The following is a 13,137-nucleotide window of genomic DNA, read 5'->3' on the forward strand; positions in this document are numbered from 1 at the left end:
AGCGCGTTCGTGTGACTGCATTCTATGAACGCGCAAAATCCGCGCCACACGACGTTGTAAATGATCGTAACGATGCGCGCGCCGCGCATTCGTCGGATCAATCCGGGTCTTGCATGAACGGGGAACGAGGCAGGCGGTGGCGGCGCCGCAGCGCCGCCCCGGTGATGAAGTGCTTACTGCGCCGGCTGCATGCCCTGCACGGCGGCCTTGTGCTGCGCGGCCTGCTCCTGCGCCTGCTTCTTCGCCATGTGGTGGCCGACGATACAGCCGCCGACCGCACCGACGACCGCGTGGTGCCCCGCGTAGTGGCCGGCGACCCCACCGACCACCGCACCCTTCATGCAGCCCGCCGCGTGCGCGCTGCCGATCGTTGCGAGCGCAACGACAGCGGCGGCGGCGCACAGCCTGATGTGTCGAATGGGCATCATGTTGTCACTCTCCTCTTGTGGTGATCAGTCGGGCCGCTTAGTCCCAGCGGCCGCCGCGCCAGCCGCCGCGGTCGCGCCACTCGTGCTCGCGCCATTCACGGCGGCGCCACTCGTGTTCTCGCCATTCGCGCTGACGCCAGCCATCGCCGCGCCAGCCGTCATCGCGGTAGCCGACCGGCGCGTACATGACGGGCGGCGGCGGCGCGACGTAGACCGGTGCGGGCGCCGCGTAGACGCCCGGCACGCCGATGCCGACCGACAGGTCGACGTGGGCCGACGCGACGCCCGAAGCTGCCAGCGCCGCTACACCGAGAACTGCACCGAGAATAAGTTTCTTGCTCATCTCGCGACTCCCTGCACGTGTCGTGCGTCATGTGAATACGGTTCGGAGTCTAGGCACCGGACACGGACACAGGTGAAACGGGTATGCGAGACAGGTAACGGACGTTTACGGATGCCCGCAAAGCCTTGCGGGACAAGGGAGAGACCGCACTCGAAACACCGTTGCAGCGGTGCATCGAGCCGGTAAAAAAGGAAGATTCGGCACGAAACCGGGCGATTCGAGCGGGCTCGCCGGCGTGCGCGGCAAGCGAACCGCCCGCACCGTGCGGCGCGAGCGGTTCGCAACAGCAGGCGCTACGCGCGGATATCGTCGACGCTGCGCAGCCAGTGAACGCTGAACAGGTTGTCCGCATCGGTCCACACGGTATCGGGCTCGAATCCTGCGCGGCGCGCGATCGCGTGAAAGCCGTCGATCGTGAACTTGTGCGAGTTCTCCGTGTGGATGCGCTCGCCGGCTTCGAAGCGGAACGCGTGGCCGCGCACATGCACCGTCTGCGCGATGTCGCTGACGAGATGCATCTCGATGCGCTGCCGCTCGCGGTCGTAGAACGCGCAATGCGAGAACGCGTCGACGTCGAAGTCCGCGCCGAGCTCCGCGTTCGCGCGCACCAGCAGGTTCAGGTTGAACTGCGCGGTCACGCCTTGCGCGTCGTTGTACGCGTGATGCAGCGTGCGCTCGTCCTTCACGAGATCGGCGCCCACCAGCAGGCCGCCGCCGCGCAGCAGCCGCGCGGCATCGCGCAGGAACGCGTCGGCTTCTTCCGGCGAGAAGTTGCCGATCGTCGAGCCGGGAAAGAAGCCGATCCGCCGCCTCGGCGTCTCGGTCAGCTCGGCCAGCTGCTCGGCCTTCGTGTAGTCGGCCGCGAGCGGCGCGACGTCGAGCCACGGATAGGCCGATCGCAGCCGCGCGGCCGCGCCGTGCAGGTAATCGGCCGAGATGTCGACCGGCACGTAGCGTGCCGGCGCGTTCGCATAGTTGCCCGCGAACGCGTCGAGCAGCACGCGGATCTTCTCGAGCGAGCCGGCGCCGAATTCGACGATGTCCGCATGCGGGCCGACGCGCCGCACGATCTCGGCCGCGCGATCGCGCAGGATGCCGAGCTCGGTGCGCGTCGGATAGTACTCGGGCAGTTCGCAGATGCGATCGAACAGCGCGGAGCCGGCCGTATCGTAGAAGTATTTCGGCGAAATGCTGCGCGGCGTGCGCGACAGTCCGTCGATCAGGTCGCGCTCGAACGCGCTCGGCCGCGAATCGCGGGCGGGTTGCTGGCCACCGCTCGTGGCCGTCAGGTCAGACGTCTCGCGCAAGTCGCACCCCCGTGAATTGCCAGCGTGCCGCCGGCGGAAAGAAATTGCGGTACGTCGGCCGTTCGTGCCCCGGCGGCGTCGCGATGCTGCTGCCGCGCAGGACCTGCTGGCCGACCATGAACTTGCCGTTGTATTCGGCCGCGACGCCCGCGAGCGGCCGAAAGCCCGGATACGGCTCGTAGGACGAACGCGTCCACTGCCATACGTGCCCGAGCATCTGCTGGATGCCTTCGGCGGGGAACGCAGTTTCCCATTCGAATTCGGTCGGCAGCCGCGCGCCGGCCCATTCCGCATACGCGGCCGCTTCGTAGAAGCTCACGTGGCACACCGGTGCATCGGGCGCGAGCGGTTCGACGCCGTGCAGGCCGAACGTGCGCCGCACGCGCGTGGCGGCCGCATCGTCGTCGTCGGGCATCCAGTACGCGGGCCCTTGCCACCCTTCCCGCTGCACCGTGGCCCAGCCGTCCGACAGCCAGAACTCGGGGCGCACATAGCCGCCGTCGGCGACGAATGCCGCGAATTCCGCATTCGTCACGAGACGGTTCGCGATCTCGTACGGCCGCACGAGCGCCGTGTGGCGCGGCCGTTCGTTGTCGAACGAGAACGCGTTGCCGTCGTGGCCGATCTCGACGAGCCCGCCCGGCTGATGCAGCCAGCGCTGCGCGCCTGCGTCACCCGCGGCCATTGCGTCGCCGTCCATCCCGTTGCGCGGCCGGAACGCCGGCTTCAGCGGATTGCACGAAAACGCATGCAGCATGTCGGTGACGATCAGCTCCTGGTGCTGCTGCTCGTGGTGCAGGCCGAGCACGACCTCGGGCGCGATCGCATCGAGCAGCGCCGCATCGGCGCCGGCCAGCGCGCGCAGCATCGCGTCGTCGACGTATTGCCGGTACGCATGCACCTCGTCGAGCGACGGGCGCGTGAGCAGCCCGCGCTGCGGCCGCGGATGGCGCGGGCCGAGCGCTTCGTAATAGGAATTGAAGAGGAACTGGAACGCGTCGTCGAACGGCGCGTAGCCGGGCACGCGGCGCATCAGCACGACGGTTTCGAAGAACCAGGTCGTATGCGCGAGATGCCATTTCGTCGGACTCGCGTCGGGCATCGACTGCACGGCCTGGTCTTCGGCGGACAGCGTCGCGGTCAACGCGACGCTATGGGTGCGCACGTCCTGGTAACGGCGCTGAAGCTGTGATGCAAGGAGGCTCATCGGTTTACCGTCCACGTCGCGATTCGCTGCGTTGCGTTGCCGGAAAAGGGAAAGCCTTGCGCGTGATGCGCGCGGCTGACGTGCGACCTGCTGCTGCGTCGACGGGCAGCCGGCGCGCGCGCCGGGCCGCAGATGCGGCGTCACTTCATCTGCCCGTGCAGAACAGTATGGGCCAGAAATGTGAATGCTGCGAATCGGGATGCCGGCGAAACGCGATCGAAAGAGAAATGAAAGTGTCGGTTTCGCGTGTGTCGGAGGCGTGACGATGCGGGGATGCCTGTCCGGGCGGGCTTTGCCGCGTGCCGGCCTGCGCGGGCGGCTACTGACGGCCCATGACAGCCGCGCGGCGCGCGAGTTTGTCTGATGAACGCTGTCGTGCGCGGTCATCGGCATGGCGTCGAACCGCTCCGCGCTTCACTTGCGGTCCGCATCCACACGCGCTTCAAGAATTTTTTGTGCCGATGTCACACATGCGGGGGGCTCGCTCGTCATATCACCGGAACCCACACGAAAGGAGAAGGAACCATGACTGCGAAACTCAATCCGTTTGCCGCCGCCCCCGCACTGATGAAGAGCTGGATGACCGTGTCGGTCGCCGCTGCCGGGAGCCTCGAGCCGACGCTGATCGAGCTGGTCAAGATCCGCGCATCGCAGATCAACGCGTGCGCGAACTGCATTAACATGCACACCGCCGAGGCGCGCGAGCAAGGCGAGACCGAGCAGCGCATCTACCTGCTCGCCGCGTGGCGCGAAGCGCCCTGCTACACCGACCGCGAACGCGCGGCGCTCGGCTGGACCGAGGCGCTCACGCGGCTGTCGGAAGGCCACGCGGCGCACGAAGCGGCCTACTCGGCGCTGAACGACCATTTCAGCCAGGAGGAACAGGTGAAACTCACGCTGATGATCAACGTGATCAATGGCTGGAACCGGCTCGCCGTCGGCTTCGGGCTGTGGATCGAGCCGGCCGACGCGAAGGCCGCCGCCGCGAAGATGGTGGCCTGATGACGAACCTCGACCCGGCCAAGGGCAGCGCCGAAGCACGGGCCGACGCGGCGGCGAGCTTCGACCCGCTGCGTCGCACGCTGATCCGCGTCGCATACCGGATGCTCGGTTCCGTCGCGGATGCCGAGGACATGGTGCAGGACGCGTTCATCCGCTGGATGGACGTCGACCGTACCGAGGTGCGCGTACCCGAGGCGTTCCTGCGCCGCATGGTGATGCGCATGTGCCTCGATCAGCTGAAGTCTGCGCGGCATCAGCGCGAGACCTATATCGGCCCGTGGCTGCCCGAGCCGGTCGTCGAGGAAGATGAACAGGAAGACGTCACGCTGCCGCTGCTGCTCGCGCTCGAACGGCTCTCGCCGCTCGAACGCGCGGCGTTCCTGCTGCACGACGTGTTCGGCCTCGAGTTCGACGAAGTGGCCACGACGATCCAGCGCGATGCGGCCGCGTGCCGGCAGCTCGCCGCGCGGGCGCGTACGCACGTGCGCGAGGCGCGGCCGCGGTTTCATGTCGAGAAGCAGCGCGGGATCGAACTGGCCGAGGCGTTCTTCGCGGCGTCACGCAGCGGCGACATGCGCACGCTCGGCGCGATGCTCGCCGAGGACGTGAGCCTGCATTCCGATGGCGGCGGCAAGCGCACGGCGGCCGGCAAGCCGGTGTTCGGCTTCGAACCGGTGATGAAGGTGCACGAGTACCTGGCCGGGCTGTTCGCGACGCATGCGTCGAAACTCGTGCGGGCCGGGTTCATCAACGGGCTGCCGGGGTTCGTCACGCTGGAAGCGGACGGCGAGCTGCAGACCACTGCGCTCGAGATCGACGACGGGAAGATCGTCGCGATCTATGTCGTGCGGAATCCTGACAAGTTGAAGCATCTGCATTGAGTGCGGCTGCCGTGCGCCAGCACGGCGTGGCCGCCCTCCACTCGCGCCTTCCTGCTTTCGCCGCCCTGCTTTGCCGGTCGCCCGTTACTACATCGCGACGACGACGTTGCGAAAGAAGATCATCAGGAGGCCGAGCATCGGCGTGGCGATCGCAAAGCCCGTCGCCGCAAGCCAGTTCGTGCCGCCTTGCGCCTCCAGCAGCGCAAGAAACGATTCGCGGGATGTCGCGTTCGGGCGCAGCTTCTCGATCCTGCGTTCGACGTGCGTCTTGTAGATGCCGTTCCCGTACCAGCCGAGCGACACCGCGATCCCGATCGTGACCGGGTCGAGCGTGCTCGATTCGAAGTATCTCGGGAAGTACAGCAGCTCGACCAGCGTGATGCCGAGCGTGACGCCCAGCACCGCGGCCGCCTGCCAGTACATGCATCGATAGGCCATCCAGACCGGGCCCAGGAAGCACGCGGCCCAGTTCCACGACTGCCGGCTCTTGCGCGATTCGGCGATCGCCCATTTTCGTTCGAACCAGCCGGCGTTCTTGCCGACGTATGCGGTGACTTCGTCGTTGCTCGCGGACGATGCGGCGGTCGTGACCTCGGACATGGTCGTGTGCTCTCGGTTGCGCGGCGCGCGCGTTGTTGTTTTGATGCGGTGGAAATCGGGCGACGCGAGGTGCAGCCGCTTCGACATGCACACGATTCTACTCGCCGCGCAATGGCGGTTGTATGGCGGGTCGGGATGTCGGTGACGATGCGAGGCCGGGCCGTGTGTCGCGCAACGCATCGGGGCACCCTGCGCTGTTTCGGACCGGAAAAGAAAAACGCCACGCGATGTTGCCGCGTGGCGTTTGTATGTTTGGCGAGCCGCATTGCCTGTAGGCAAGTTGTGCTGCCGGACCCCTTCATTTTGTTCGTTGGTAGGCTCGATTGGATTCGAACCAACGACCCCCACCATGTCAAGGTGGTGCTCTAACCAACTGAGCTACGAGCCTAAGAAGCCGCGAATTATAGAGAGGGTTTTGGAGGAGCACAAGCCCCTTCGTGAAAATTTTTTGAATCGGCGCGTGCGGACGCTGACGATCGATGGTGCCTGGCGATGCCGGACACGTTGCCTTCACCGCTTCGCATCACAGCAAAACGTGTCGAGGTGGGGTGATGTTATCCACATTGCCCTCTGGATAACCGTCCGGCAAGCCTCTGGATTCACAGTGGAACGATTGAGGATATGTCGGCGAGTCTGTGAATCGACGAAAAGTTGTTCTGTGCTGCGCGGAGCTGTTCACGTGCCACACCCATGGTTATGCATCCCGCTTCGTGTTGAAAATTCAGTGCGTTACGGAGGTTATCCACTGTGGGGCACAGCGCTTGTTAACTATCACTACGTATATATACGAATCCTGTTAACACCTTTGGATAAGCACAGTCCGTCGACTGTGATCCGCTCGGGATATGCACTGCGTGCGGCGAACAGAGGAACGAATCGGGACGCTGTGAAGCACGTGGGTGATGCGTGAGCCGTCATGTCTGTAGAATCGCCGGCATCCAGGATGCAAAGGCCCGGTGGACCGGCTCACGGTACATGACCGATTCTTCGTTGACCCGGCTCGACGCGCTCGATATCGACACAGTCGTGTACCGGATGCAGCAACATCCGGGCGACATCGTGTTCGAGCAACGCGTGTCGATCCCGGAAGCCGACGTTCTGTATTGCCGCTACAAGGGCGAGCGGTTCAACGTGAAGTTCGATCTCGACTATGGGGTGTCTGTTGATCCTGTCGGCAAGCTGTCCGGCGAGGACGTCGCAGAGATCGTCAGATGGCTCACGAAGGAGGCAGGGTGATCACAGCGGATGACACTGGACGAAGCGCGCGATGAAGGCACCTGTCGACGAGATGCTGGTGACGGACATTGCCGGCCACGTTGCGGTTGTCGTGACCGACGTCTCGGCTGCCGCAGATGGGCTGATCCGGTTGGGCTTTGCTCGGCATTCCGATCGCTGGGAACGTGCGATCGCAGACGACAACGACCGCCAGGCGCTCGTAGCTGCGCTCATCGATCTCGATGCGCTGTTCTCGGCGGGCCGCGACTGGAGCCCGCAGGCACTCGTCGAGTATTACCGGGAGATCGGCGTCGTTCGAAGCGGGTACCGCTCGGTTGCATGGCGCGGGCCGGCGCAATACGTCATCGAACGGCATGACTGAATCACGCGAGCTGCGGCAAGCGCCGCAGACCAGCATGAATCCGTGATGCGTGGAGAGCACGATGAGCAAGCTGAGTTTCGGCACGATCGAACGATATTCCGTCCAGCCCAATACCGCGACGGTGCTCGGCCTGAAGCTCGCCCATGAGGATTTTGCGAAGGCCGGGCAGGGTCTGCCCAACGTCGAGATCTGCATCGAGGACAGAAGGGCATCGATGGCGGACCCGGAGCCCGACGACGCCGTCATCACCGACACATTCCCGGTTAAGCTGATTCCACGCATGCGCGGACTGGGCAACGCGAACCGGCTTGGGAAGTCGATCGAATACGCCATCTCGCCGGAAACGGGTGAAGTCCTCGGGATATTCGGGATGAAATGACTCGATGGCCGATATCGTTCGATACGCGCGCAGCATCCGCCTGGCATGTGAATAACGGATCCGCAAACAGCGGTGAACGCAGGAGGATGCGTCGGTGGGCATCTGCGTGGAACGCCGAGTCCTCGCAAACCATCGATGCAAAAGGCGTGCGATTGTGGACAACCACCCCGCAGCACACTCGAAACGCTGTGCAAACCACGGGTGAGCGAGATCGGCATGGCGGGAATGGTGTGCGGCAGTCGCGTGTGGACATCCCGCTCTCATCCGACTCGAAATGCTGTGCAGTCGAGCGGTGAGGGGGCGCGTCTTCGGCGACATGCGCGGTGGTTCCGATACCGGGCTGCGACATGCCGATCCGGGAGGGCTGCACCGGTCTGCTGATACGATGGCAGCTCGAGAGGCCGGTTCATAGCCAGATAACACCAATCAAAGAGGCGCGAAGACCATGCACGGATTGCTTGCGCGAATGCGGGGCGCGACGAAATTGCCGTTCCTGAGCGCGAAGCGCAAGTCGTTTTCAATGCGGTTGTCGACGCTGCTTCTGGTGGCCACGATCGGCACCGGTGCGCAGGCGGTCACGAACGACCCCAGAATCATCGTCGGCCCTTACTATCCCTGGGTGCAGTTCGATGCACATCGCTCGTTGAAGCTTGCGCCGATCCTGATTCCACGCACCAACTTCTCCGAGCGTGCCGAGTGGCGCTTTGTCGATGACGCGCGCCACATTTCGACGTTTTTTCCCGACGAAAGCGACTTGCAGTACACCACCTTTCGGACGGACGATCCTGAGACGATCGTATTGCTCGGCGGAGTGTTCCGTAGTCGCCGATGTAATGGCGAGTGGTCCAGCAACATTCCCTGTCCGCTTGTCAATGTGTTTCTTTCGCAGGATGGCGGCCGGCACTTTCTCAAGCGCGGCGTGATACTGCCGCCGATCAAATACTCGGTAGGTAACTGGTCTCCGGGGCCGCGTCTTCCGATTCCTGTCATCCTCGTCCGGCATGGCGTTCTCTATCTGATCGTGAGCAATGACGACGCTAGGCCGCGTGTGCTCGGTGACGACTATCCGGGAAACATTGGCGTACCTGTGAAGTGGGGCGACCGGATGGGACTCCGCTATACCTGGCCGGAGGATTACCTTCCGCTTTGGGACTGGCGGATGTGGTCCGAGAGACCTCACCCCTGGAAGGCGCAGCCCGCGTACGTTTACGCGGTCGAATTGCCGCAAGCGGAGGCGGCGACGGCCGATGAGGTGCCGCTGTCGGAACACCCGACGCGTGTCGAACAGGTCTGTAGCTGGCGGCGCATGAAGGCCAGATCGTCCGGGTTGCCGCCGTTGAACGCAGTGGCGGTGGTCGGGAGCCGGCTGGATGCGTTCGGCGAGCTGCCTGCTTTCGAGATGCCCATGAAGGCACCTTATTCGACGCTCGCGTTGATCCGGGCGTCTTATAGCGAAGACAACCGCGCCCGGCTGTTGCAGGACATGCAGGCCGATTATCCGGACTGGGTGGCCTCGCAACAGCCGGTTGCGCGACTATTTCCGGAGATGCGGGCACCGCAGGGCAATACGGCGAAGGTGAACGATTCCGACATTCAGTGCGTGCCATGAGTGTCGACATCAGCCGTCTGGATCGAGGACGCGACGATGTGTGGGGCGCACTTCGGACGGTGCAGGAACGCACCGGCCATCGTGGTGAAAATGCTGCTGTGTGCAGGGGCGGCTGGTCGTTTGCGTAGGCGGATTCGCGTGCATGCGCCAGTCCGATTGTTGTTCGAGCGCGGTCGGCATGACGGCTTGTGGATATCCGGCTCCCGAACGACTCGCATCGCTGTGCTCGACCACGGTGAGCGATTCGGGCGATGGCAGCGCGTGGCGACCGTCGTGATCGATGTGGATATCTCGTTCCGAGGCGACTGGAAACCCTGTGATTTCAAGGGTGAGGGCGCAGAGCCCGTTCCGGTGTGGACAACCGTCCAGGGAAGTCAGTCGAAACGCTGTGCAGGCGAATGGTGAGCGTGAGCGCGCCCAACCAGCAAAGCCGCATCCTTCCGGGCACTGGCGGCTACCATCGACCGCCAGCCGGGCGCGCATCGTACCACTCAAGTCTGCTGATCGAGCGCCTGCACGACTGCCTTCTCCCCAAGACTCCCGGCCGGCCCGACCACGGCATAGTTGAGCCCGTTCACCGATCCATACCGCGCCAGCAACGCGCCATCCACGCGTTGCCCGGCCGGCAGCAGCCGATGTTCCGATTCCGCGGGACGGAGATAGAAGCTCAGCGTCCGCCCGGCCTCGTCTTCATAGAGCACCATCGCAGCCGTGGCCCCGCTGTCCGTCGTGAACAGCCGCCCGCCAACCGGCCTGAACCCCGCCGCGCTCAAATCCGGCAGCCTCGCCGAGGCGCCCACGCGTTTGGTGAGCCACCCCTGCAGATCGCCCGCACCGGTCGGCCGGTAATCGACCTTGGCCGTCTGATCGACCACCATCATCCGGTAAGCCTGGATTGCATCGCTCATCGGCGCGATGGGCGGCGCGGCGTTCCAGCCGCGCGCCTGCCACCCGCCCAGCGTCCCCAGCCCGACGCAGAACACGAACGAAGCCGCGACCGCGAACCGCATCCGCGAGCGTTCCGCCCGCCGGCCGCGAATCGCCGCCGGATCCAGCGCGGGGTTATCGGCCGGCATCCGCACGCTCTCCAGCGCGGCCCGCAACCGCTGCGCATCTTGCTGCCATTGCTTCACCTGTTCGGCGCGCTCCGGATGCAGCGCGAGATAGCGCTCGACTGCGGCGCGCGCCTCGTCGTCGAGCTGGCCGTCGACGTAGGCCTGAAGGTCGTGTTCGTTCGGAGGCGTGTTCATTTCTTCATCAACCGGAGAGAAGGGGCAGGAAGCTCGCCGTCGCTGAGCTGGCGCAGCGCCTGGCGCGCGCGGGAGAGCCGCGACATCACGGTGCCGATCGGCACCTCGAGCAGGTCGGCGACTTCCTGATAGGTGAAGCCCTCGACGGCGACGAGCAGCAGCAGGCTGCGTTGCTCGTCGGAGAGCCGGCCGAACGCTTCGAGCGTCGCGCGCGCCGTGAATTCGCGTTCGGCGGACGGCCAGTGCGCTTCGTCGTCGTCGCGGATCCGGCCAAGCAGCCAGTTGTAGCGCTTCGCGCTGCGCTTCCCGTCGAGAAACTGCCGGTACAGGATCGTGAAGAGCCAACTGCGCAGCGACGCGTCGTCGCGACGGCTCGTCCAGCGCGACAGCGCGCGCTCGAGCGTCGACTGAACGAGATCGTCGGCCGCGTGGACGTCGCGCGCCAGCCAGAGCGCGAAGCGTCGCAGCCTGGGGATGAGTTCGCGCAGTGCGTCGTCGTCGAGGGCGGTGGAGGGCATGGCCGGGCCGGTTGCCGAAAGGGTCGAGATGCCGCGTAGGACGCCGGGCGGCACCGATTATTCCCTCCAGCATACGAAAAAAATTTCCGTGGAATAAAGCGGCGCGGGCGGCGTCCTACGCGCGTTCGACAATGATCTGACGATCGGGAGCGCATTCATGAAGCAATCTTCCTCTTCTTCGCCGCAGCGCGAGCCCGGGCGCGGGTGGTGGCGCTGGGTCGTGATCGGCGGCGCGGTGGCCGGCGTGGCCGTCGCGTTCGGCTACGCGGGCGGCTGGCTTGCGCCGGCGCGTCTGACCCCGCAGCGGCTCGTCGACGCGCTGCAGACCAACAGCGGCATCCATCCCGGCTTCCGGCGCAATCACGCGAAGGGCGTGTGCGTGACCGGTTATTTCGAAGGCAACGGCGCCGCGAGCGCGTATTCGGTCGCGCCGTTCTTCAAGGCGGTACGCACGCCGGTGGTCGGGCGCTTCGCGTTGCCGGGCGGGAATCCGTATGCGCCCGACAGCAGCGTGCCGATCCGCAGTCTTGCGCTGAAGCTCACCGCGCCGGACGGCGAGCAATGGCGGACCGGGATGAACGCGATGCCGGTGTTTCCGGTGGCGACGCCGCAGGCGTTCTACCAGCAGACGCTCGCGACCCGGCCCGATCCGAAGACGGGCAAGCCCGATCCGGCGAAGGTGAAGGCGTTTTTCGGCGCGCATCCGGAGGCGGCCGCGTTCCTGCAATGGGTGAAGGGTGCGAAGCCGAGCGCGAGCTACGTCACCGAAAGCTATTACGGGTTGAACGCGTTCTACTTCGTCGACGCGGCCGGCAAGCGCCAGGCGGTGCGGTGGCGCGTCGTGCCGGAGCAGACGGCCGGCGCCGGCGATGTCGCGACGGCCGGGGATCCGAACGTGCTCCAGCAGGACGTGACGCAGCGCATCGCGGCCGGTGCGCAGAAGTGGAAGCTGCTGGTCACGCTGGCGGAGCCCGGCGATCCGGTAGACGACGCGACGAAGGTCTGGCCCGCGCAGCGGACGACGATCGATGCAGGCACGCTGGTGCTCGACCGCGTGGAGGCGCAGGACAGCGGGCCATGCCGTGACGTGAATTACGACCCGACGGTGCTGCCGCAGGGGATTCAGGTGTCGGGCGATCCGTTGCTGGCGGCGCGGTCGGCGGCGTATGCGGATTCGTATCTGCGACGCACGAGCGAAGAGGCCGGAGTGGCCGGCGTGGCGCGATTGAGTGGGGAGGGGCGATGATGAAGGCTTCGACGACGTTTAGCTTGCCGGCGCGGGTGCTGCACTGGGTGATGGCCGCGATGATCCTCGCGATGCTGTTCATCGGGGTGGGGATGGTGGCGTCTGTTTCCGGGCGGCACGAGATTCTGGTGGCGATTCACAAGCCGCTGGGCGTGGCCGTGCTGGTGCTGGTGTGCGTGCGGATCGTGGTGCGGGTGTTGTCGAAGCCGCCGGCGCTGCCCGAGGATCTGCCGTGGTGGCAGCGGGTGGCCGCGCACGGGTCGCATCTCGTGCTCTATGCGCTGATGATTGCGATGCCGCTGATCGGGTGGGCGATGCTGTCGGCGGGCGGCTATCCGGTGACGCTGGGCGGTGGCGTGCAGCTGCCGGCGATCGTTTCGGCTGATCCGGTCACGTTCGCCTGGCTCAGGGTTGCGCATCGCGTGCTGGCCTATCTGTTCTTCCTGACGTTCCTCGCGCACTTTGCGGCGGCGCTGTATCACGGGCTGATTCGGCGGGACGGCGTGGTGAGGGCGATGGTGGGGCGGTGATCGACGCAAGATTGCGTTCGCGGCGGCGGGGGCTGTTCACGGGTGACCGAGGCGGCTTCCGCCGTGCCGCCTATATATGAGCACTGAGGGAGGCTCAGCGGCCCCCGGCACGGCATGTCAAAAATATTTCACAAAGGGGGTTGCGGAGATGGAGGCAGGTGCTTAGAATCACGCCTCTTTCGCGCTAACGGAAACGCAGCGCGGGAGGGAAGGGAAGCGGTGCTGTTGAGGTCCGGTGGT

At 65.4% G+C, this 13,137-nt stretch carries 15 protein-coding genes and 1 tRNA gene; 8 read left to right on the plus strand and 8 right to left on the minus strand.

What is annotated here, in order from left to right; all coding sequences use genetic code 11:
* Window positions 1–173: 173 nt before the first annotated feature.
* The 4 genes from BLA15945_RS36035 to egtB form a co-directional block, all read right to left on the minus strand.
* Window positions 174–428 (minus strand): hypothetical protein, encoded by a 255-nt coding sequence (locus BLA15945_RS36035; protein WP_174994591.1) that lies wholly within the window; start codon window positions 426–428, stop codon window positions 174–176.
* A gap of 37 nt (window positions 429–465) precedes the next feature.
* Window positions 466–771, minus strand: coding sequence for a hypothetical protein (locus tag BLA15945_RS36040; protein WP_021162263.1), 306 nt, complete (start codon window positions 769–771; stop codon window positions 466–468).
* A 293-nt stretch (window positions 772–1,064) separates the two neighbouring features.
* A complete protein-coding gene (gene egtD / locus BLA15945_RS36045) occupies window positions 1,065–2,078 on the minus strand; it encodes an L-histidine N(alpha)-methyltransferase (RefSeq protein WP_174994592.1) in 1,014 nt (337 codons plus the stop codon).
* Window positions 2,062–3,285, minus strand: coding sequence for an ergothioneine biosynthesis protein EgtB (gene egtB / locus BLA15945_RS36050; RefSeq protein WP_174994593.1), 1,224 nt, complete (start codon window positions 3,283–3,285; stop codon window positions 2,062–2,064). Before egtB ends, egtD begins: the two co-directional genes overlap by 17 nt.
* A 525-nt stretch (window positions 3,286–3,810) precedes the next feature.
* Here egtB and BLA15945_RS36055 point away from each other — a divergent pair.
* The gene (locus tag BLA15945_RS36055) at window positions 3,811–4,287 is read left to right on the plus strand and encodes a carboxymuconolactone decarboxylase family protein (RefSeq protein WP_174994594.1); all 477 of its coding nucleotides are present in this window, start codon (window positions 3,811–3,813) and stop codon (window positions 4,285–4,287) included.
* A complete protein-coding gene (locus tag BLA15945_RS36060; protein ID WP_174994595.1) occupies window positions 4,287–5,168 on the plus strand; it encodes a sigma-70 family RNA polymerase sigma factor in 882 nt (293 codons plus the stop codon). The genes BLA15945_RS36055 and BLA15945_RS36060 overlap by 1 nt, the downstream gene beginning before the upstream one ends.
* Before the next feature lie 87 nt (window positions 5,169–5,255).
* Here BLA15945_RS36060 and BLA15945_RS36065 read toward each other — a convergent pair whose 3' ends face one another.
* Window positions 5,256–5,768 (minus strand): DUF2628 domain-containing protein, encoded by a 513-nt coding sequence (locus tag BLA15945_RS36065; RefSeq protein WP_174994596.1) that lies wholly within the window; start codon window positions 5,766–5,768, stop codon window positions 5,256–5,258.
* 311 nt (window positions 5,769–6,079) lie between these two features.
* Window positions 6,080–6,156 (minus strand) — tRNA-Val (locus tag BLA15945_RS36070).
* 587 nt (window positions 6,157–6,743) lie between these two features.
* Here BLA15945_RS36070 and BLA15945_RS36075 point away from each other — a divergent pair.
* The 4 genes from BLA15945_RS36075 to BLA15945_RS36090 all read left to right on the plus strand — a co-directional run bounded on the left by BLA15945_RS36075 (window position 6,744) and on the right by BLA15945_RS36090 (window position 9,353).
* On the plus strand, window positions 6,744–7,004 hold the full coding sequence (locus BLA15945_RS36075) for a hypothetical protein (RefSeq protein WP_233464373.1): 261 nt from the start codon (window positions 6,744–6,746) through the stop codon (window positions 7,002–7,004).
* Between the two features lie 31 nt (window positions 7,005–7,035).
* A complete protein-coding gene (locus BLA15945_RS36080) occupies window positions 7,036–7,365 on the plus strand; it encodes a hypothetical protein (protein WP_174994597.1) in 330 nt (109 codons plus the stop codon).
* Window positions 7,366–7,426: 61 nt separating this feature from the next.
* Window positions 7,427–7,744 (plus strand): hypothetical protein, encoded by a 318-nt coding sequence (locus BLA15945_RS36085; protein ID WP_174994598.1) that lies wholly within the window; start codon window positions 7,427–7,429, stop codon window positions 7,742–7,744.
* 445 nt (window positions 7,745–8,189) lie between these two features.
* Window positions 8,190–9,353, plus strand: a complete 1,164-nt coding sequence (locus tag BLA15945_RS36090) for a hypothetical protein (RefSeq protein WP_174994599.1) — start codon at window positions 8,190–8,192, stop codon at window positions 9,351–9,353.
* Window positions 9,354–9,844: 491 nt separating this feature from the next.
* On the opposite strand, the gene BLA15945_RS36095 is transcribed toward BLA15945_RS36090, so the two are convergent.
* Window positions 9,845–10,603, minus strand: coding sequence for an anti-sigma factor family protein (locus BLA15945_RS36095; RefSeq protein WP_174994600.1), 759 nt, complete (start codon window positions 10,601–10,603; stop codon window positions 9,845–9,847).
* Window positions 10,600–11,121 carry a sigma-70 family RNA polymerase sigma factor gene (locus BLA15945_RS36100; protein ID WP_059527789.1) on the minus strand — a complete coding sequence of 174 codons (522 nt, stop codon included), beginning with the start codon at window positions 11,119–11,121 and terminating at the stop codon, window positions 10,600–10,602. Before BLA15945_RS36100 ends, BLA15945_RS36095 begins: the two co-directional genes overlap by 4 nt.
* Window positions 11,122–11,278: 157 nt before the next feature.
* Here BLA15945_RS36100 and BLA15945_RS36105 point away from each other — a divergent pair, with 157 nt between their 5' ends.
* Together BLA15945_RS36105 and BLA15945_RS36110 are read left to right on the plus strand one after the other, a co-directional pair.
* The gene (locus tag BLA15945_RS36105) at window positions 11,279–12,367 is read left to right on the plus strand and encodes a catalase family peroxidase (RefSeq protein WP_174994601.1); all 1,089 of its coding nucleotides are present in this window, start codon (window positions 11,279–11,281) and stop codon (window positions 12,365–12,367) included.
* On the plus strand, window positions 12,364–12,897 hold the full coding sequence (locus BLA15945_RS36110; protein WP_174994602.1) for a cytochrome b: 534 nt from the start codon (window positions 12,364–12,366) through the stop codon (window positions 12,895–12,897). The genes BLA15945_RS36105 and BLA15945_RS36110 overlap by 4 nt, the downstream gene beginning before the upstream one ends.
* The last annotated feature ends 240 nt before the right edge of the window (window positions 12,898–13,137 follow it).

The sequence above is a fragment of the Burkholderia arboris genome (assembly GCF_902499125.1).
GTDB classification, from domain to species: Bacteria; Pseudomonadota; Gammaproteobacteria; order Burkholderiales; family Burkholderiaceae; genus Burkholderia; species Burkholderia arboris.

Coding starts and splice junctions, on each gene's coding strand:
- BLA15945_RS36090 (WP_174994599.1), top strand. CDS start 8,190: ATGCACGGATTGCTTGCGCGAATGCGGGGCGCGACGAAATTGCCGTTC.
- BLA15945_RS36085 (WP_174994598.1), top strand. CDS start 7,427: ATGAGCAAGCTGAGTTTCGGCACGATCGAACGATATTCCGTCCAGCCC.
- BLA15945_RS36110 (WP_174994602.1), top strand. CDS start 12,364: ATGATGAAGGCTTCGACGACGTTTAGCTTGCCGGCGCGGGTGCTGCAC.
- BLA15945_RS36080 (WP_174994597.1), top strand. CDS start 7,036: ATGAAGGCACCTGTCGACGAGATGCTGGTGACGGACATTGCCGGCCAC.
- BLA15945_RS36060 (WP_174994595.1), top strand. CDS start 4,287: ATGACGAACCTCGACCCGGCCAAGGGCAGCGCCGAAGCACGGGCCGAC.
- BLA15945_RS36040 (WP_021162263.1), bottom strand. CDS start 771: ATGAGCAAGAAACTTATTCTCGGTGCAGTTCTCGGTGTAGCGGCGCTG.
- BLA15945_RS36095 (WP_174994600.1), bottom strand. CDS start 10,603: ATGAACACGCCTCCGAACGAACACGACCTTCAGGCCTACGTCGACGGC.
- BLA15945_RS36075 (WP_233464373.1), top strand. CDS start 6,744: ATGACCGATTCTTCGTTGACCCGGCTCGACGCGCTCGATATCGACACA.
- egtB (WP_174994593.1), bottom strand. CDS start 3,285: ATGAGCCTCCTTGCATCACAGCTTCAGCGCCGTTACCAGGACGTGCGC.
- BLA15945_RS36065 (WP_174994596.1), bottom strand. CDS start 5,768: ATGTCCGAGGTCACGACCGCCGCATCGTCCGCGAGCAACGACGAAGTC.
- BLA15945_RS36105 (WP_174994601.1), top strand. CDS start 11,279: ATGAAGCAATCTTCCTCTTCTTCGCCGCAGCGCGAGCCCGGGCGCGGG.
- BLA15945_RS36035 (WP_174994591.1), bottom strand. CDS start 428: ATGATGCCCATTCGACACATCAGGCTGTGCGCCGCCGCCGCTGTCGTT.
- BLA15945_RS36100 (WP_059527789.1), bottom strand. CDS start 11,121: ATGCCCTCCACCGCCCTCGACGACGACGCACTGCGCGAACTCATCCCC.
- BLA15945_RS36055 (WP_174994594.1), top strand. CDS start 3,811: ATGACTGCGAAACTCAATCCGTTTGCCGCCGCCCCCGCACTGATGAAG.